Source organism: Pullulanibacillus pueri (assembly GCF_014639255.1).
Lineage (GTDB): Bacteria > Bacillota > Bacilli > Bacillales > Sporolactobacillaceae > Pullulanibacillus > Pullulanibacillus pueri.
Window position 1 is genome coordinate 12,844 of the sequence record NZ_BMFV01000006.1, and the last position, 18,481, is coordinate 31,324.

At 41.1% G+C, this 18,481-nt stretch carries 16 protein-coding genes; 5 read left to right on the forward strand and 11 right to left on the reverse strand.

Annotation, left to right across the window (positions count from 1 at the left end; all coding sequences use genetic code 11):
* Positions 1–209: 209 nt before the first annotated feature.
* Entirely contained in the window at positions 210–629 is a 420-nt protein-coding gene (locus tag IEV91_RS05420; RefSeq protein ID WP_188496402.1) for an acyl-CoA thioesterase, read from the reverse strand.
* A 394-nt stretch (positions 630–1,023) separates the two neighbouring features.
* Entirely contained in the window at positions 1,024–1,512 is a 489-nt protein-coding gene (locus tag IEV91_RS05425) for a VanZ family protein (protein ID WP_229745420.1), read from the reverse strand.
* Between the two features lie 462 nt (positions 1,513–1,974).
* Here IEV91_RS05425 and IEV91_RS05430 point away from each other — a divergent pair, with 462 nt between their 5' ends.
* Both IEV91_RS05430 and IEV91_RS05435 read left to right on the forward strand, forming a co-directional pair.
* Entirely contained in the window at positions 1,975–3,894 is a 1,920-nt protein-coding gene (locus IEV91_RS05430) for a heavy metal translocating P-type ATPase (RefSeq protein ID WP_373284399.1), read from the forward strand.
* A gap of 318 nt (positions 3,895–4,212) precedes the next feature.
* Positions 4,213–5,436: an MFS transporter gene (locus tag IEV91_RS05435; RefSeq protein WP_188496404.1), complete on the forward strand. Its 1,224-nt coding sequence runs from the start codon at positions 4,213–4,215 to the stop codon at positions 5,434–5,436.
* 45 nt (positions 5,437–5,481) lie between these two features.
* Here the strand turns inward: IEV91_RS05435 and IEV91_RS05440 are convergent, their stop codons facing one another.
* The 8 genes from IEV91_RS05440 to IEV91_RS05475 form a co-directional block, all read right to left on the reverse strand.
* Positions 5,482–6,342, reverse strand: coding sequence for a putative RNA methyltransferase (locus IEV91_RS05440; RefSeq protein ID WP_204871253.1), 861 nt, complete (start codon positions 6,340–6,342; stop codon positions 5,482–5,484).
* 140 nt (positions 6,343–6,482) lie between these two features.
* Positions 6,483–8,063, reverse strand: coding sequence for an FMN-binding glutamate synthase family protein (locus IEV91_RS05445; RefSeq protein WP_188496405.1), 1,581 nt, complete (start codon positions 8,061–8,063; stop codon positions 6,483–6,485).
* A 103-nt stretch (positions 8,064–8,166) separates the two neighbouring features.
* Entirely contained in the window at positions 8,167–9,810 is a 1,644-nt protein-coding gene (locus tag IEV91_RS05450; RefSeq protein ID WP_188496406.1) for an acetolactate synthase large subunit, read from the reverse strand.
* A 379-nt stretch (positions 9,811–10,189) separates the two neighbouring features.
* Positions 10,190–11,035, reverse strand: a complete 846-nt coding sequence (locus tag IEV91_RS05455; protein ID WP_188496407.1) for a YihY/virulence factor BrkB family protein — start codon at positions 11,033–11,035, stop codon at positions 10,190–10,192.
* Positions 11,036–11,110: 75 nt separating this feature from the next.
* A complete protein-coding gene (locus IEV91_RS05460; RefSeq protein ID WP_188496408.1) occupies positions 11,111–11,803 on the reverse strand; it encodes a YtxH domain-containing protein in 693 nt (230 codons plus the stop codon).
* A gap of 301 nt (positions 11,804–12,104) precedes the next feature.
* A complete protein-coding gene (locus tag IEV91_RS05465) occupies positions 12,105–13,241 on the reverse strand; it encodes a conserved virulence factor C family protein (RefSeq protein ID WP_188496409.1) in 1,137 nt (378 codons plus the stop codon).
* A gap of 9 nt (positions 13,242–13,250) precedes the next feature.
* Positions 13,251–13,748, reverse strand: coding sequence for a low molecular weight protein-tyrosine-phosphatase (locus IEV91_RS05470; protein WP_188496410.1), 498 nt, complete (start codon positions 13,746–13,748; stop codon positions 13,251–13,253).
* A gap of 44 nt (positions 13,749–13,792) precedes the next feature.
* Entirely contained in the window at positions 13,793–14,200 is a 408-nt protein-coding gene (locus tag IEV91_RS05475) for a secondary thiamine-phosphate synthase enzyme YjbQ (protein WP_188496411.1), read from the reverse strand.
* 245 nt (positions 14,201–14,445) lie between these two features.
* On the opposite strand from IEV91_RS05475, the gene IEV91_RS05480 reads away from it, so the two are divergent.
* The 3 genes from IEV91_RS05480 (at position 14,446) to IEV91_RS05490 (ending at position 17,730) form a co-directional block, all read left to right on the forward strand.
* The gene (locus IEV91_RS05480) at positions 14,446–14,778 is read left to right on the forward strand and encodes a BsuPI-related putative proteinase inhibitor (RefSeq protein WP_188496412.1); all 333 of its coding nucleotides are present in this window, start codon (positions 14,446–14,448) and stop codon (positions 14,776–14,778) included.
* Positions 14,779–14,878: 100 nt separating this feature from the next.
* Positions 14,879–16,669 (forward strand): M3 family oligoendopeptidase, encoded by a 1,791-nt coding sequence (locus IEV91_RS05485; protein ID WP_188496413.1) that lies wholly within the window; start codon positions 14,879–14,881, stop codon positions 16,667–16,669.
* Positions 16,670–16,926: 257 nt separating this feature from the next.
* A complete protein-coding gene (locus IEV91_RS05490) occupies positions 16,927–17,730 on the forward strand; it encodes an arginase family protein (RefSeq protein WP_188496414.1) in 804 nt (267 codons plus the stop codon).
* 114 nt (positions 17,731–17,844) lie between these two features.
* On the opposite strand, the gene IEV91_RS05495 is transcribed toward IEV91_RS05490, so the two are convergent.
* Entirely contained in the window at positions 17,845–18,360 is a 516-nt protein-coding gene (locus IEV91_RS05495) for a type 1 glutamine amidotransferase domain-containing protein (protein ID WP_188496415.1), read from the reverse strand.
* Positions 18,361–18,481 lie beyond the last annotated feature (121 nt).

Below are 18,481 nucleotides of genomic sequence, written 5' to 3' on the forward strand. Positions count from 1 at the left end.
TACCCCCAAGATAATTTCTAGATTGGATTGCTATTTAGTTGTGAAATTTTGGGTTAACCGAAATATTGAGTTTTCTTTAATCGCTATTGCTATTTTATGATATACAGTAGCGTATAGAACTAACAATTAGTAGCTGGTTACAAAAAATATTATAGTACAAAAACGTGACAAGAAAAAAGCAATATGCTCTTTTTTTAAAAGATTCATTCTTAGCGAAGCTCTGGAACACCTTTCGGACCTTGCTGGTGCTTTAAAAGTTCATGGCGAATTTTATCCTCTAAGGGTAGTGACGTCTTGTTTTTAAAATCATATTGAAGTAAAACGGCATTGCCTCGTGCCTTCCAATGCCCAGACTCATCATGAATGGCATGCTCTACAACAAAGCTTGACCGTCCAATCCGACTAATCCAGGAGACAACGGTAACCGTCTGAGGAAAATGGATCTCTTCAAGAAATTCACAACGGGTAGAAGCCATAATAATATTCCAATTTTCGAAACTTAAATTTTGATTAAAGAGTTGAAAGAGCTCACTTCTAGCTGTCTCGAAATATGTAAAATATACTGCATTATTGACGTGTTGAAGAGCATCACAATCACTAAATCTTACTGATAAATCATATGTGTACATCTTACGACCTCCCTATAAAAAAATAAACTACTCTCCCATTATAACGCTTGAGTATGATCCGTCTATTTAAAGTCAGTAAAATCTCTATTAAGGTTTTTGCATGAGAAACTTGGCTCCACCAAGCCTTAATAGCGAAAGCCAAAGTTGGCTTCGTTGAGTTATCCATTCTGAGATTAAGGTAAACGGGCATCAGAAAGGCGCCTTGGCGACCGTTTTCAGTACAAAAGAGAACAAATGGGTTTTAATCAACTTAAATGTAGTGAGACGACTCACTTTGTCTGTAACCTATCTCCTCAATTTATCTACGAATATTTTAGAGAACAGTTATCCACAAGCTGATCATTTTATAATCTCCTAAACAAAAAAAGCACTCCAATTTGGAATGCCAAAAAAGTTAGGCCCCTCCCCTGCCTTTACGAAAAACAAGAGTAAAGAGCTTATACACAAAATGAAAAAAGATCCAGCCAAAAATGGCTCCGACAGTATTTAAAGCAATATCATCCACATCAAAAATTCTTTCCGCAAATTCAAACTGGCACGTTTCGATTACAACACTCGTTAATAAGGAAATAGTAAAACAACTTGAAAAGTAGCGTAGGTGATGAAACAACGTTGGAGCTAAGAACCCAAAAGGAAAGAAAAGCACGACATTTCCTAAGATGTTTTTCAGAATAAGCCAAATATCTCCACTGTTAAGCATTAATTTAATGCTGTCAAAAAAGACTAAATTAAACGATTTTCCATACACGTAATAATTATAAGTAAAAAGTGTCACGTAAATCAGCGTCATGATGTACGTGAAGAATAGCCCCGCACAAAAACGTTTGACTCTCCTTTTTACTAGTGGTTGTATGTCATCCATTTCTGCACTCCATTTCGCCATACTCGGCACTTCATTCTCCTTTGTTCTATTATATAGGAATTTCTTTCTAACTTTCCTGTTATCACTTTAATTTAATACAATTGAAAACTTACTTGTCCCATTGAAAACCTGGCTTTTCCAGTTCCAATCGAGGAAGACACATATTTTATGCCTTCGGTGCCTCTAAAAAAAACGAACAAAAACATACTTTCGAAGAACAACTAAGGAAATTGGATTGGCCCTCTCACGTGAGTTGATTCCTATAACAGCTTATGTTTTTTTACGGCTTTAAAAACACACCCTAACATTTTGGGCATAGAATAGGAAACTCATACTTCCCTTTTCTTATAATCATGTTATAATAATAATTAATAAAAGATGATAATTATTATAAATAAGGATTCAACAACAAAACCCTTATAAATCAAAGGATATACATATTTTTTGTTAATTGATTTTGAAATACATTCTCAATTAGAAAGGATGTTAAACATGGCTGAACTCAGCATTCATTCCAGACAACAAAAACACACATACAATTTTTTATTTATTAGGAAGCATTATGAAATGATCCTCGCGATAATAGCAGGTTTACTCATTCTATCAGGGTGGCTTCTTGAACATTTAACCGATCACTCTCAGTGGTTTATCTTCCTTCTCGCTTATATCATCGGCGGTTATGCTAAAGCCAAAGAGGGTTGGGAGGAAACGGTACATGAACGGAAATTAAACGTTGAACTCCTCATGATATTGGCCGCTATTGGTGCGGCTTGTATCGGGAATTGGCAGGAAGGGGCTGTCCTTATCTTCATCTTTGCGCTTAGTGGAGCCTTGGAAAGTTATGCAACTGCGCGAAGCTCTCATGCCCTCTCAGAATTATTGGCCTATAAACCTGAAACAGCGCGTCTTATTCTTAATGGCTCTGAGACCCTTGTTCCTGTTGAACAATTAACAATTGGTGATAAGATCCGAGTCAAACCTGGAGAGAGAGTCTCAGCAGATGGAACCATTATCAAAGGTGAAACAACGGTCGATCAATCGACAATTACGGGTGAATCGGTACCGGTGTATCTCAAAACAGGTGAAGATATGATGGCGGGAACAATGAACATTGAGGGCTCCGTAGTAGTGAGAGTGAATAAGAGGAGTCATGAAACAGTCTTTAGTCGAATTCTACAGATGGTGCAAACCGCTCAAGAAGAAAAAGTCCCTGCACAACAATTTATTGAAAAGGTCGAGCCGCACTATGTTAAAGCTGTGCTACTATTTACTGCCATAATGCTTGTCGCGCCCCCTTTCATTATGGATTGGACTTGGCACCTCACCTTCTATAGAGCGATGATTTTACTCGTTGTCACCTCTCCTTGTGCCTTAGTGGCTTCAACCATGCCTGCAGTTCTTTCAGCCATCGCTTTTGGAGCGCGCCAAGGCATCTTGGTCAAAGGAGGCGGCCATCTTGAACTGTTTAGCAGTATAAATGCTATTGCCTTTGATAAGACAGGTACTTTAACGGTAGGCCGCCCTGAAGTCACAAGGGTGCACGTTGAACCCTCTACAGATATTCAAAGCTTTCTCGCTATTGCCGGCAGTATCGAACATGAATCAACTCATCCTTTGGCAAGTGCTATTGTACGTTATGCTGAGACACAATTGGGACATAAGGCATGGGAGACAGCGCTCCAAATCCAAACAAAACCCGGTTTTGGGGTTTCAGGAATTATCAATGGTATTTCTTATAAAGTCGGTAAAGCAGCTTATATCGGAGAAGAAATCATCGAAACCTTTCTACAGGATACGGTGAAGCGACCAGAGACCGACCAAACGGTGGTCTATGTAGCAACTAAAGACAAGGTTTTAGGCTATTTTGCCTTAAGAGACCAAATGCGTAAAGAAGCCCAGGAAGCGATCAACACGCTTAATCATCATGGTATTGCAACCATCATGCTCACAGGTGATAATGAGAGAACCGCTCAAGCCATTGCTCAGGAAGCGGGTGTGACGGATGCTATTAGCAATTGTCTTCCTGATAACAAAGTGACGCATATTAAAGCATTGCAGAAAAAGCATGGCAAGGTCGCTATGATCGGTGATGGTATAAACGATACTCCAGCTCTTGCCACAGCCGATATTGGAATTGCTATGGGTGGTGGAACGGATGCTGCCTTAGAAGCTGCAGACATTGTCCTTGTCAAAAACGATCTTAAGAAAATGGTTAACCTCGTTCATTTTTCAAAAAAAATGAATCGCATCATTAAACAGAATGTCATCTTTGCGCTTGCCATGATTGCCTTTCTTATTGTGAACACATTCCTAGGTGACCTCAGTCTCACTCTAGGAGTCATCGGGCACGAAGGCAGCACCATCCTGGTCATATTAAATGGACTAAGATTGCTCCGTGGATAGTTCACATGATAAGGCTGACTCGGGAATGGCTCGGAACTTAAATTTAAATTTGAACTCCTTTTCTTTTAGGTGACTTAAATGAACAACGAAAATGGGCCCATAGTATATGGTGCTCATTTTTTATTTCACTTCAATACGAGATAATGCTCTTTTCTTTTACTACCTCCGTTTTCGCTTCTACTTCAAAACTAGAATTTCATTGCTCTCTTAAAAGCGCTATTTATTTTTTGCCAATTCAAACTAATCCTTAAGAGACTGTCATAAGATAGTAAAAATAAACTAAGGTGAGTTATTAAAGATAAATGGGGGGAGTCGATCATGCGGTATTCTAAAACATTTGGCATAGGATTGGGATTTTTCGCTTTATCCTTGGTATGGGCGATTTACAATACATTTATGCCTTTGATCCTCGGGGATTTTATCGAGAGTAATGGGATTCGCGGGGCGATCATGGGGCTAGATAATCTCATTGCTGTGATTTTGATTCCAATTATCGGAACGTGGTCAGATCGCATCACCACTCGATACGGTCAACGCTTACCCTTCCTCGCTGTTGGGATGCCCATTGCTGCTCTCTCTTTTATTCTCCTTCCCTTTGGCACCGTATCCCTTGCTCGCTTACTGGCGATCGATGTCATTTTTCTCATTGCGATGACGATTTACAGAGCCCCAGTGATTTCACTGATGCCTGACCACACCCATCCAGAACACCGTTCATCCGCGAACGGTATTATTAATTTCATGGGTGCGATAGGGAGTATTTTGGCGCTTTTTGTTATCGGAAAGCTCTTTGATCTTAACCCGCACTTTCCCTTTATCATTTCAGGTATCATCCTGCTGTTTTCCTTTTTTCTGCTTTTCTTTATCATCGATCGCAAACCTGCCTTTGCTTCTAAAGCAACAGACCACCAAGAGGCCATGGGGTTCTCGTCTCTCTTTAAAAGCTATACTCTACTTGGCAAGCCAGAACATCAGGGAGCACTCTATATTTTTATCGCTATCTTTTTCTACTTTATTGGCTACTCAGGTGTAGAGTCTCAGTTCAGTATTTACGCAACCGAATATTTACATATTACCGGTGGGGAGGCCTCTTTAACGCTTGGTTTCTTTAGCTTATCCCTCGTCGTTTCAGCTATTCCTGCTGGATTTATAGGGTCTAAGTTTGGCAAGGTACGGACAATGTTGACCGGTTTGATCTTACTCGCTGTACTCTTTCTTTTACTGATTCCCTTTCAATCATTGCTCGTCATTCGCATCACGTTACTGATTGCTGGCTTTGCCTGGTCGTTAGTCAGCGTCCCCGCCTACCCACTTGCAGCTGATCTCGGCGGATTAACAAAAATCGGCTTTTTCACTGGTCTCTACTACTTCTTTTCCATGGCCTCAGCTGTCATCGGTCCTCCGTTACTCGGTTTTATTATGGACTTGTTTGGCTATCCTGCCTTATTTATAGCCGCACCAATCTCCCTCGTTATTGCGTTGTATTTTTTAACTTTTGGCAATAAAAAATTGAAATTAGCTCGAAAAACAAGCCCAACATAGATTCAGACAATTGTGTAAGAAATAGAATAGCCAACAGCCCCTCCTCTATTCCTTTTTGCGATAAACCAGAATACCAAACTCGATTTCTGTCTCGAGTTGAGATACATTTTCAAGCTTGCGTTGATTTTTTTGTCCAGATTTATAATAATACGGGGTCATAGAAAAGAGATTGAGAATATCCTCATGAGTCGGGAGATAAATTTTGTCCCTGATGTCAAATCGCTCTAGGAGCTCAAAGCCGTCTATCTCGTTGCTATCGATCTCATTGAGATAAGGCTGATCATAAAGGACCTTCTTTAATGCCCACAAATGTCTTTCTAGTGGGATCGCCCGCACAAGAACCCCCTGTTCCTTTAATATTCGCCTCGCCTCTTCTGGGCTAAAGGGAGCAAACAAGGATAGGGCAAGATCACAGGCATTATCACCTATAGGCATATTAAAGGCACTTGCAACAGCGAGTTGAAGCGCCTTATTGCGTTTCGCCCCTGAGTCAACTGCTGGTATAGAGATATCGATCCCCATCATGACTGGTTGTATCTCATGGTCTTGTAAATAGTCATAAATATTGGCGGAGTACCAGCATTCCCCGCAACCCATATCCAAAATAACAGACTCATTCTTGACATTCCTATGTACAACTTCTGATAACTTTTGTAATAGGACCTTGTAATAGCCCTTATCAAGAAAGGCCTTTCGAGCACGAACCATGAACTTGTTATCCCCGTGAGATTTATCCTTCTTTTGTTGTGACATCAGTAGATTCACATAACCACTTTTCGCCATATCAAAATTGTGGTTGTTCCCACATCTATAGCTTCTCTTTTGTTTCAATAATTGCTCCCCACAAGTAGGGCATTTAAAAAGACTCATATTAATCTCTCCATTACTCAAATATAACCATGTCATCCATCCATACTCTCCAAATTGACCCTAGGCATACTGCTAGTATTTTAAGTTGGTTGCCTGATGACCGAAAATTTATGCTTTTAAAAAGGAGAAACCCGCCAATGGTTTCCCCTACCTTAAAGCTCATCTATACTTATTTTCTATGAAGGTTGCTTTAACCCTTCATAAAGTTGATCGAGTGTAAGGATTCTACCTTTCTCATCTTGATAAGCAATATTTTCTTCAGTGAATTCTGTTGGTGACGTGAGCCCGGCTGCCGCCGCTGTCGTAAACAAGCCTTCTCTTATGGTTAACACATAATTGGCCACACGATATTTTTTCTCATCGATCACTAGCGCCTTTTGCAGCTTCGGATCTGTAGTTGCTACACCTACAGGACACGTATTGGTATGGCAACGCTGAGCCATAATACAGCCCGCTGTAAACATAAAAGCACGCGCAATGTTCACAAGATCAGCGCCCATTCCAAGAACAACCGCGATACGGTCTGGAGTAAAAAGCTTTCCTGAGGCAATGACCTTTACCCGGTCACGAACCCCATGTGCTTTTAAAGCTTGATGCAAGGTCATGACCGCAGGTTTTACCGGTAAACCTACACTATCAGCAAGCTCCTGATAGGTGGCTCCTGTACCGCCTTCACTTCCGTCGACAGTGATGAAATCAGGCCCTCGCCCCGTCTCTTTCATGTAATTTGCAAGATGATGAACATCATTGTGATGTCCAACGACCATTTTAATGCCTACAGGAAGTCCTGAAACCTCACGAATTTTATCGATGAGATCAAACATCGACTCAAGATCATGAAATTCTTTAAAACGATTAGGACTGTCTACCGTCTTCCAAGGTTCTACGCCACGAATCTCAGCAATTTCAGGCGTTACCTTACTGCCATCTAAGTGACCACCTCTTGCTTTAGCCCCTTGTGCTAGCTTCAATTCGATGGCTTTGACCTGCTTAAGCTCCGCTTTCTTTTTCAACTCATTAAAATCAAGCTCGCCCTCGGGGGTACGAACCCCAAAGAGCCCTGGGCCAATTTGCATGATAATATCAACATCCCCCTTTAAATGATAAGGGGATAACCCACCTTCACCGGTATTCATCCAAGTCCCTGTCGCCATACCAAGACCTATTGAAAGTGCCGTTACCGCGCGATCGCCTAAGGAGCCGTAACTCATCGCAGACATCCCAACAAGTCCCTTGACCTTAAAAGGATGACGAGCATTCTCACCAATGACGACCGCATTTTCATCCGTAAGTAGCCATGGTTTAGATTGTGCTTCTTCCATATGCTCCTTGCGTTTAAACAAGTCGTCTTCTTCAATTTTATATTTTTTCGTATCAATCATGCCGCTGTTATCAACCTGAAGTTCATCCGACTGTTTGGGAAACATAGCATTACGAATAAAATAGCCTTCACGGTCAAAATCCCGTTTAGACCCAAAGCTTAGCATATTGTTTTGATACTTTGCAGGGATGATGACATTTTTATAATCTTCCCTTGAAAAAGGTTTCCCTGAATTATCATCGTCAAATAAATATTGGCGCATCTCCGGCCCGATTTTCTCAAATATGTAACGTACCTTCCCTAATAAAGGATAATTGCGAAGGACCGCATGCTGGGGCTGCTTCGCATCAAAGTAATACAAATAAGCCACCATACAAAGAGGTACAACAATAATTAACCCCACTAAAATAAGCAAGGTGATCATTAATCCACTCATATAATTCCCCTCTCCCAGCTATCTTTTTTCTCATCTTGGGGTAAAGGTCTCCCTTCTTTTCCCCCGCATGTCAACTCTTCTTTTACAACCTTACAACCTTTTCTTAAAAATCACAATCCAATTGTGCTAATCGTTTCGTTAATTTCATGTTCTCTGAATAATCAACAGGACATTCGACGACTACTGGTCCATCATGTTCCAACGCCTCTCTTAATATACTTTGAAGCTCTTCGGTCCGTTCAACGCGAAGGCCTTTTGCTCCAAAGGATTCAGCGAGTTTAACAAAATCAGGGTCACCAAATTCGATGTGCGAGGTGCGCTGAAAAGCTTTCCTTTGTTTCCACTCAATTAAACCATAACCATTATCCCGCCAAATTAAAATTACGATAGATAGATTAAGCCTTACTGCCGTTTCAAGCTCCATTCCTGTCATTAAAAAGCCCCCATCCCCACACACGGCAACAACCTTTTTATCAGGGTGGGTTAGTTTCGCCCCAATGGCGCCAGGAACGGCAACCCCCATTGATGCTAATCCATTAGAAATGAGACATGTATTCGGCTGGTAACAATGAAACATTCGAGCCATCCACATTTTATGTGCCCCGACATCGGATAATGCAATATCCTCTGGATTCATCACTGTCCGCAGATCATGAATAATCTTCTGAGGCTTGACTGGGAAATGAGTATCCTCCGCAAAGGAATGAAACTCCTCAAGTATTCTGTCACGGACTTTTTTTATGATTTCTGGTGCTTGATCTCGCTTGGGGACAACCTCAGTCAAAGCGGCAAGATTTTTTTTAATATCACCGCATAGTGTCTCTACCACTCGATAGGAAGCATCAACCTCAGCATTTTTCGTGTCGATATGAAGAACAGGAATTTTTCCTGATGGATCCCAACGTGTCGGGGGCATTTCGGCCATATCATAGCCAATTGACAGGATAAGGTCTGCTTGATCTAACACACAGCTCACATAATCTTTATCCGAGAGGCCTACGGTCATCAGACTCAACGAATGCTCCCATGAAATCGCGCCTTTCCCCATAAAGGTTTCGGCAACCGGTGCTTGTATTTTCTCAGCAAATCGCACCAATTCTTCACTTGCATGTAACCGAGTTACACCGTTTCCGACAAGAATAACGGGAAATTCAGCAGTTTTAATAAGTTCAGCTGCCCCTTGAATACTTTCATGTGTACCCATAGGCTCATCATTATCAGCAATCGCCAAGGCTGCTGAGGTGGCCTCACTTTCAGCCTTAGCCACATCCTCTGGAAATTCAATCAACGTTGCACCAGGCTTTTCATCCTTTGCCACTTTAAAGGCCTTTCGAACAATTTCCGAGATAGTCTCAGGTGTTGGAATTCTTGCTCCCCACTTTGTTACAGGGTTATACATGGACACAAGGTCATACGCTTGATGAGACTCTTTGTGCAAACGATTCATATCGGCCTGCCCCACAATGGCAACCATCGGTGTTTGATCCATGTTTCCTGTTGCAACACCGGTAACCATATTGGTGGCTCCCGGTCCTAGAGTCGATAAGCACACACCGGGTTGTCCCGTTAATCGTCCCATCGCACTGGCCATAAAGGCTGCACCGGTTTCATGCCGTGTCGTGATGAATTCGATGTTTGAATCAAGCAAGGCATCCATTACATCGATATTTTCCTCACCAGGGACACCAAAAATATAGTGTACACCTTCATTTTCTAAACACTTAACAAAAAACTCTGCAGAACGCAATACACTTCACCCTTTACGATTAAAATCTCGCTCCTATTATTCCCTTACCCGCTACTGATTACTAAAAACCATTTCATTTTAAATATAATCAATGAATGCAGCCATTTTAGTCATTGGCTTAATTCGGAACGTTTGTTGCTATAAATTGCGACATAACAGGGAGATGAGCCTCGCACGCACTAAAGAAGCAGCCGATTAACAGTGCTGCGTCGCACATAAGAGTGTGAGCTGACTAACAAAAGAGGCCGTCGTGCGCACTAATGACTGCCTCAACTCACAAATCGTGCACATTTCAAAGGTAAAACTCACAAATGAGCGTTGCGCCCGTACTAAAGATCCTATTGTTGCTCGCATAAAAAATAAGCCCACCGAAGTGAGCTTATTTGTTGTTGAAGAAATTTTTATCTTTCCTACGTAAAGTGAGGGCGGCGTTAATTTCGCCTCCGAGTATGAGAATAAACCCTGTGAGATAGAACCAAACCATTAAAACAATGATTGCCCCTAATGTCCCATAAGTGGCTGAATAGCTGTTGAACTCTTTTACATAATAGGAAAAAGCAAAGGAGACCACTTGCCATAGAACCGCGGCAAAAATAGCACCAATGATCACGTCTGAACCTTTAAGCCTTTTATTTGGAGCAAATAAATAAATACCCGCAAATACGGCTATGATCACGATAAAACTGAAGATAAGTCGAATATGATCGAATAAATTAACCAAATTGATAGGCACATTAAAATGTCCAAAAATCATCTTCCCTAAAGCAGGACCAAAGACATTCAGTGCTAGTGCAATAATGAGGACAAAAATCATCGCAACGGTTAATAATATCGCCAAAGCTCGCGATACAATATAGGATCGGCTTTCCTTGACATCATAGGCTCGGTTTAATACACGGATAATAGCATTGATAGCCGTTGACATCGGCCAAATTGTTGCAATAACACTAAAAGACAAAATGCCTGAATGCTTATTAAGTACTGTATTTAAGTTATCATGGATAATACTCCGTAATTCTGGAGGAGCAAATCTCCCAATAAAAGGTAATATTTGCTCAGATGTGATCCCGAAATAAGGTAAAATTGAAAATGTAAAAATGAGGAGGGGAAATAGCGACAACATAAAGAAATATGCCAGTTGTGCCGCTAAATCAAAGACCCGATCCTCAAAGATACATTTTATAAGATATTTTAAAAACCCGAAGATTCTATGCCGTTTCCCCATAAAAAAGCCCCGCTTTATAAGCATCTAGAGGGTTTCTTGCCATATTCTAGATTTTTCTACCCACTAGTCATTTAATTAATATTCATCTTCTAAGTCATCTAATCCCTTACTTGCAAAGGATGTTGTTGTTTGTGCATCATAAAACGAAGGTTCATCCTTTTTCTGAGATGAAGTTGTGCTCGTGTCACTCATGGATTGACTTTGACTGGACGTATGCTCTTGACTAGTTGTTTGATTCGTTGTTGTTTGTTTTGCTGTGTAGCTTGTCAATGATGAAGGTCTTGCACTTGTTCCAGACTGACTCGTGCTACTGCTTTTATTATAACTTGTTGTCGTCGTACTATCATTCCCCGTCTGACTCGGCAAAGAAGATGAAGTTGTGCCGCTTAAGGTGTTTGCTTGTTGCATAGGGTGTTTTAGCTTATTGGCAATGGCTGATATTTCACTTCCAGCCTCCATAGCATACTGATATGCTTGTTTGGAGCTAGTTGTGACTCCGTTCATTTTATCGGCCATCTCATTAAGGTCTTGCGATATATCCTGAGCCGCCATTTTGATGCTGTCAGCCTTTTGCTTTATATAATTCGTTACACTTGAAGGGTCGCTTTTCATGGTCTGAAACAGTTTAACGCCACCTGTTGTGGTCGACCCCAGTCCTTTTGCTATTTTTGCTCTTGTTCCACGATCAAATAATGAGATAGCGGCGCCTACCAAACCACCCACCAACATAAATTTCCCGAGTTTACTTTTGTGATAAGTCGTTTCCATTGTTGCGCCCCCTTATATTTTTTGCAACCATAGATGGCTACATCCTCTATTTTGTGCAAAAGGGAAAGCAATATAAGGATTCCTCTCTGGTAAAATTGGGTGCTTATTGATGGGACTTCCTTGTCGCTTAAAAATCACTTTTTCTAAAGCGTAAGAAAGTGTGGCCGAAGAAGCACTTTAAATCCAAGCAGACAATCCTTTTATAAACTTGAAACACTTGGTAAAGGAGAACGCCTAGTCCCTCTCTTTTATGACTCTCTTACTTTTTTAGAAAAAGCCCCAGAACACACTGGGACACGATTTACTTTTTTGACTGACGCGTTTCAGTCATTTGCTTCCAAACAGAACCTTTGGCAGTCTCCCCACCTTCGATACGTTCAATAGCCATCTTTACTTGTAGAGCGACTTCAAATTCTGAATCGTCTTGGGCTTCCTTCAATGCCGGAAGCGCAGATTCATCCCCGACTTCATACAGAAACATAGCCGCACGCCAACGAACAATTTTACTCGGATCTTTTAAAGCCTTGGCCATTTCTCCAATAGCTGCTGGATCCCCTATATCTGATAAAGCATCGCCCGCGGTCCTTCTCACTGTAACTGTCCGATCATGTAAAGCTTCATAGAGGTAAGGCAAGACTTTAGGATCTTCTAGCATCCCTAAATAGACCGTTGCTAATCGCCTTATAGCTACTTTTTCATCATGTAATGCTTTTTCCAAAATAGGGAGATCTTCCAATGTAGGATCCATCCGATCCAAGGCCGCGTAGCGAAGTTTCCAATCCGATTCCTCAAGATCTTTAAGACTGGCCTTGCGAAAAGGCGAGTTCTGACTTTCTTCCTTATCCTCCCCGTGAACTGCTTTATTCACTAAAAAATTCAAACGTTCCTCGTCGTAGGCTGCGTTCAGTTCCTCAGCAACATCCTTCTCAATTTCTTCAACTTCACCATAGCGTGGAGATTGCTCCACCCAGCGTCGGTCAAAAATCACATTTTCTGAGGCGGATTGGGCTGTCATGACAGCATTCATGAAACGCTCAGGTAAGCCGATCCTAATTTCTTCTCCATCAGCTTCAAGTTTTGCTTGCATGGGAATATCACGAAACATTTGAATAAAGACACGCACTTCACCATAGCCCTCTTCTTTGACTCCTTCTTTTTCTGTAGACCCTTGATCAATGATGCCTTCACCAAATAATTCACGTACTTTTGGTAAAATCTCTTCCCAAACATTTTTAGGATTGCGTTCAAGCGCAATAAAATCAGCGACCCTATAAATCCCTTTGACCCCATCTATCGAAAGGAGAGCATTTAAAAAAGGCGGTGCCTGTTCTTTATTGGCCTGGGTGAAATTCAAGCTTTCTCCCATTGGTAAGGTTTCACTCACATTTAATTTCATGGAGTTCGGACTTGGGGTCGGTTCAATTGAAATGAGCTTCATCTGTAGATCTCACTCCCCTTTTTTCATATTATCAAGATGAATATGATTTTCCTGGCATATGTAATCAATTAAAGCATTGGTTCCTTCATCTACAAGGTTATAGACCTGTTCAAAATTCCCCGAATAATAAGGATCAGGAATATCTCTTAAGGATTGCCCGGGGAGAAAGTCGAGAAGACGAAAGACTTTCTTATTAAGCGACTCAGGGATTAACTTTTTAATTGCTTCTATATTCCCCTTATCCATGGCAACAATATAATCATACGCTTGAGCGTCCTTTAATGTAAAAAGACGTGCCTCCATATTATCAATAGAAATACCATGTTTTAATAAAATATCTTGAGTGCGCTGATGCGGGGGATTCCCAAGATGCCAATCTCCAGTCCCTGCTGAATCTGCTGCAATCCTCTCATGAAGTCCCATTTGCGTGATTTTATGTCTAAACAGCGCTTCAGCCATTGGCGATCGGCAAATGTTGCCCAAACAAACGAACACGACACGAATCATGTTGGAAAACCTCCTTTATGCCAATAATAGCATATAGCCTCCATTTATGAAGAGGCGGCTTGAATGTGAGCAACAAACTTCCGATGTCTTGGACCATCAAATTCGCAAAAATAAACGCCCTGCCAGGTCCCAAGAACAAGAGCCCCATTTTGAATGAGGAGGGCTTGCGTTACTCCAATTGTAGAGGTTTTCATATGAGCGGCCGAATTTCCTTCATAATGGCGGTCTCCGGAATCCTCCCAAGGATAGATGGCTTCCCAACGCCTTAACATATCATGCTGAACATCAGGGTCGGCATTTTCATTAACTGTTATTCCTGCCGTAGTATGTAGGGAGTGAACAAACAAAACACCTTCTTGGATATTCTGGGCCTGAATCCATGTATTCAATTCATCTGTAATATCGATCATTTCATCATGCCTATGGGTTTGTAGTGAAAAAGTTTTAAACATACTAATCCCCCCTAAAGGAGCTAAGTACAATGAAAAAAGATGACTCTTCTCCCTCTTTTTTTAAGACCAAAAAACAAGAAAAGCGGGCGGTCTCCAGCATTTATTCTTGGACTTTTTTGTTTCTTTTTCTTAGTATACTCTTAATAATATCAAGTGCATGTGGAATCACCAAACTAAATACTCATGCCAACGACGAGCCTTCCTCACCGGTCAGCGAGCCATTACATCAAGGGAGTGAAAATCATATGACAACCGTTCTACAAACGACAGCCATCGAAAATGGTATTAAGCTCTTCTTTACCTTAAAAAACACCACAGAAGACGCCATCACTTATACCTTTAATACGAGTCAACGCTTTGAAGTTGAGGTTAAAAACTCGGAAGGAACCACTGTTTACCGTTATTCTACCCATCGAATGTTTACCCAAGTTCTTGGAAAGCTAAACTTAGACAAAAATGAAGAAAAAACCTTTGAAGCAACAGTAACCCCCTTAAAGCCTGGGGACTATATTATTCGAGTTTGGCTCACAGCTAACGAAGACCAACCTGAAGCGCGTAGTCACTTTTCCATAAATTAAGCGGACAATCGTCCAATTTTAGACTATTTTTGCTATACTTAATAGAGTTATATTTAAGTCTACATTCTGATCTTATATTTTTTCAATTGGAGGTTCGTTTATGTCAACATTAAATCAAACGTGGGACCTTGATGTCTTTTTTACAGGAGGCAGTAATTCCTCCGCATTCAATGACTTTTTAGCCATATTAGAAAAGGACACCCAAGATTTCTATGCCGTACTATCGTCTAGTTCCGCCCCTCTGACATTAGAGGCGTCTAGTGACTGGTTAAAAAACCTTAATACATACCAAGATTTAGCCAAACGTTTGGTGGAAGCGAGTGCTTTCACGAGTTGCTTGCGTGCCCAAAATATGCAAGACAAACAAGCCGATCTCTTAGGAAATACAGTTCAAAGTCTTTTTGCGACCTTTAAGTCCTGCGAAACCTTGTTAGATACCCAGATTGCCGCTATTCCAGAAGCAACATGGGAAGCTTTATTAAAGACGGACGAATTAAAGGACGTGCAATTCCCTTTAAATGAAAAGCGTCATAAAGCAAAAGAACTTCTACCTGCAGATCAAGAGCAACTCATTAATGTGCTTTCGGTTGATGGCTATCATGCTTGGGGGGATCTCTACGATACGATTGTCGGTGAGATGGAAATACCCTTTGATCATCCAAAAAAGGGCCAGCAAACCCTTTCGGTTGGACAACTTGCCAATTTGATGAATGACGGGGACCGTTCTGTTCGTCAAAAAGCTTTTGCTGCTTGGGAAGAGGCTTGGCAAAAACAATCGGAATTTGCCGCGAGTGCTCTCAATCATTTGGCAGGCTTCCGATTAGGCGTATATAAGCAACGCAACTGGGACGACATCTTAAAAGAACCTTTAGAGTATAACCGGATGTCCGGTAAAACGCTGGAAGCTATGTGGAAAACCATTACCCGCTTTAAGCCACAAGTCGTTAAGTATTTACAGCGGAAAGCAGAACTTTTAGGCCTTGAAAAACTTGACTGGCACGATGTCGAAGCCCCGTTATCCAGTGAGGATAAAGAAGTTTCCTATGACGAGGCGGCAGCCTTTATTGAAAAGAACTTTAATCAATTTAATCCTGCTATGGGTGCCTTCGCTAAACACGCATTAGAACATCGTTGGGTTGAGGCTGAAGATCGTTCTGGCAAACGTCCTGGTGGTTTCTGCACAAGCTTCCCATTGACACAGCAATCACGTATTTTCATGACCTATGGCGGGAGTGCCTCCAATGTTTCAACGCTTGCCCATGAATTAGGCCACGCTTATCATCAGCATGTTATGAATGATATTCCTTATTTAAATCAAGATTATGCGATGAATGTGGCTGAAACAGCGTCAACCTTTGCAGAACTCATCGTCAGTGACGCCTCCATTAAAGCGGCTGAAAGTAAGGAAGAACAAGTCGCTTTACTTGAAGATAAATTGCAGCGTGCTGTGGCCTTTTTTATGAACATCCACGCCCGCTTTTTGTTTGAAACTCGTTTTTATGAGGAGCGAAAGAACGGCATTGTCAGTGTTGATCGTCTAAATGAATTGATGTTAGAGGCCCAAAAAGAAGCTTATTGTGAGGAACTTGGAAGTTACCATCCTTCCTTCTGGGAATCGAAACTCCATTTTTATATTACAGGCGTTCCTTTTTATAACTTCCCGTACACTTTCGGTTACATGTTCAGTACAGGCATTTATGCTCGCGCCTTAGAAGAAGGTCCAACGTTTGCTGATAAATATGATGCCCTCTTACGTGATACAGGCGCCATGACTGTGGAAGAACTCGCCTTAAAACATCTAGGTGTGAACTTAGAACAAGATATCTTTTGGGAAGAAGCCTGTGAGCAAATCGTAAAAGACGTTGATCAATTCCTCGAGCTTACCAAATAAGCATTAATTAATAAAAGAGCACTTCAGTTCAATGACTGAAATGCTCTTTTTCTTTCCTACCAAAAAGGCATCATGGCTTTTCATGTCTCTTTCTATAGCTTTGGATCCTTTTTTATGCTTTTCGTTAACACCTTAAATTCATCTTTATTGATAAAAAAGTATAAAAGGTATAGGCTTGTCATATAGTCGAAATAGACTAATAATTCCAAGCCGCTATTTTAATTTTATGCTCTAATCTATGATTTAAGGAAGTGAACATGATGAATCATCCAAAAGTCACTTTGTTGAATTTAGATGGAACCTATGAAACTCAAAGACAGCTCCAAAAATTATATGACTGCCAATCCATCGAATTAAGTGATATAAAAGGGAAGAACCTATATTGTGATGATCTTGCCTTTCAACAGCTCACAACTCGTATTGCAGCTCATCCTGTCACCCCTATTACCCTTTTAGGTAGTGGAAATTACCACTATCTCAGCTACTATTATTTATCACAAATTCAAGACCCTTTTACTTTAATTCTCATCGATCATCATACCGATATGTACGAACAAGAACAATGGCTGACTTGTGGTTCCTGGGTGGCACGAGCCCTAAGAACATTACCACAACTTGACCAAGTGATCATGGTGGGGGTTGAACCTGATTCCATCACCTCCATTCAAGAGGATCTCAGATCTCGTGTCCATCTTCTAGAAGAACACACTTTAAAAAAAGACCTCTATAACCTGAACGCTCTAATGACGACCTCTTCAATTTATTTAAGTATTGATAAGGATGCCTTTTCTGAAGCCGTTGTCAAAACCAATTGGAGTCAAGGGTGCCTTACCCTCGATAGTATTCAACCTTTACTTTCTTACCTAACCCAACACTTCAATCTTATCGGTACTGACATCTGTGGAGAGTGGCCGGTCGCTCCTGAAAAACGCCTACTTTCAATGAATCAGATCTACATCCAAAAAAATGAAAAGGCCAACCTCGACCTCATCCATAGAATCCAACACACTTTCTTTGATTCAGATGGAATCACGCGCTCACGTCAAGCCGAACCTTTATGACCATTATGAGCACGATTTATCCATCTTTTTTAGAAAAGAGTCCAGCACACCCTATCTCGAAACCTCATATCCATAGAAAAAGGCAGCCCATATGGACTGCCTTTTTTTCATATATTAGCCTTCTAAAATTTTTAATGCTTCGCGATTGAAAGCTGGAAGATCATCTGGTGTACGGCTTGTCACAAGTTGATTGCAGCATACAACCACTTCTTCATCTACAAAATTTGCGCCGGCATATTCCATGTCCACTTGGATGGATTTATACCCCGTCGCTTTCCGTCCCTCAAGGGTTTTTGCTGTAATAAGCAATTGAGGGCCATGGCAAATGGCAAAAACCGGTTTTTTATCATCCATAAAGGCCTTCGCAAATTGAACAAAACGATCATCCGCTCTTAGGAGATCTGGTGAAAAACCTCCAGGAATAAGGAGGGCATCAAAATCTCCTGGTGTAACCTCATCAATCGTTTTATCTACAGGGACAGCTTCACCGTGCTTCCCTTTTAATGTTTTACCCTGTTCGTTCTCGATGACAACAATTTCATGTCCCGCATTTTTAAACGCCTCTGCAGGACTAGTAAATTCGGAGTCCTCAAATTCATCTGTAAGCACAACGGCAATTTTCTTTCCCATTATGATCGCTCCTTCACATGAAAAGTGTTATTTTTAGATATTCTGTTGTAGTCATTATTTTAATCACTATTAATTTAACCAACAAGTTTTCTGCTTAATCTTCTTTTCCCCGCATTCCCTC

Excerpts from the sequence above, each read along its gene's own strand:
- IEV91_RS05465 (WP_188496409.1), bottom strand. The coding sequence starts at position 13,241 with ATGAAGCTCATTTCAATTGAACCGACCCCAAGTCCGAACTCCATGAAA.
- IEV91_RS05495 (WP_188496415.1), bottom strand. The coding sequence starts at position 18,360 with ATGGGAAAGAAAATTGCCGTTGTGCTTACAGATGAATTTGAGGACTCC.
- IEV91_RS05420 (WP_188496402.1), bottom strand. The coding sequence starts at position 629 with ATGTACACATATGATTTATCAGTAAGATTTAGTGATTGTGATGCTCTT.
- IEV91_RS05435 (WP_188496404.1), top strand. The coding sequence starts at position 4,213 with ATGCGGTATTCTAAAACATTTGGCATAGGATTGGGATTTTTCGCTTTA.
- IEV91_RS05490 (WP_188496414.1), top strand. The coding sequence starts at position 16,927 with ATGATGAATCATCCAAAAGTCACTTTGTTGAATTTAGATGGAACCTAT.
- IEV91_RS05425 (WP_229745420.1), bottom strand. The coding sequence starts at position 1,512 with ATGGCGAAATGGAGTGCAGAAATGGATGACATACAACCACTAGTAAAA.
- IEV91_RS05485 (WP_188496413.1), top strand. The coding sequence starts at position 14,879 with ATGTCAACATTAAATCAAACGTGGGACCTTGATGTCTTTTTTACAGGA.
- IEV91_RS05455 (WP_188496407.1), bottom strand. The coding sequence starts at position 11,035 with ATGGGGAAACGGCATAGAATCTTCGGGTTTTTAAAATATCTTATAAAA.
- IEV91_RS05440 (WP_204871253.1), bottom strand. The coding sequence starts at position 6,342 with ATGACATGGTTATATTTGAGTAATGGAGAGATTAATATGAGTCTTTTT.
- IEV91_RS05475 (WP_188496411.1), bottom strand. The coding sequence starts at position 14,200 with ATGTTTAAAACTTTTTCACTACAAACCCATAGGCATGATGAAATGATC.
- IEV91_RS05445 (WP_188496405.1), bottom strand. The coding sequence starts at position 8,063 with ATGAGTGGATTAATGATCACCTTGCTTATTTTAGTGGGGTTAATTATT.
- IEV91_RS05460 (WP_188496408.1), bottom strand. The coding sequence starts at position 11,803 with ATGGAAACGACTTATCACAAAAGTAAACTCGGGAAATTTATGTTGGTG.
- IEV91_RS05470 (WP_188496410.1), bottom strand. The coding sequence starts at position 13,748 with ATGATTCGTGTCGTGTTCGTTTGTTTGGGCAACATTTGCCGATCGCCA.
- IEV91_RS05430 (WP_373284399.1), top strand. The coding sequence starts at position 1,975 with ATGTTAAACATGGCTGAACTCAGCATTCATTCCAGACAACAAAAACAC.
- IEV91_RS05480 (WP_188496412.1), top strand. The coding sequence starts at position 14,446 with ATGACAACCGTTCTACAAACGACAGCCATCGAAAATGGTATTAAGCTC.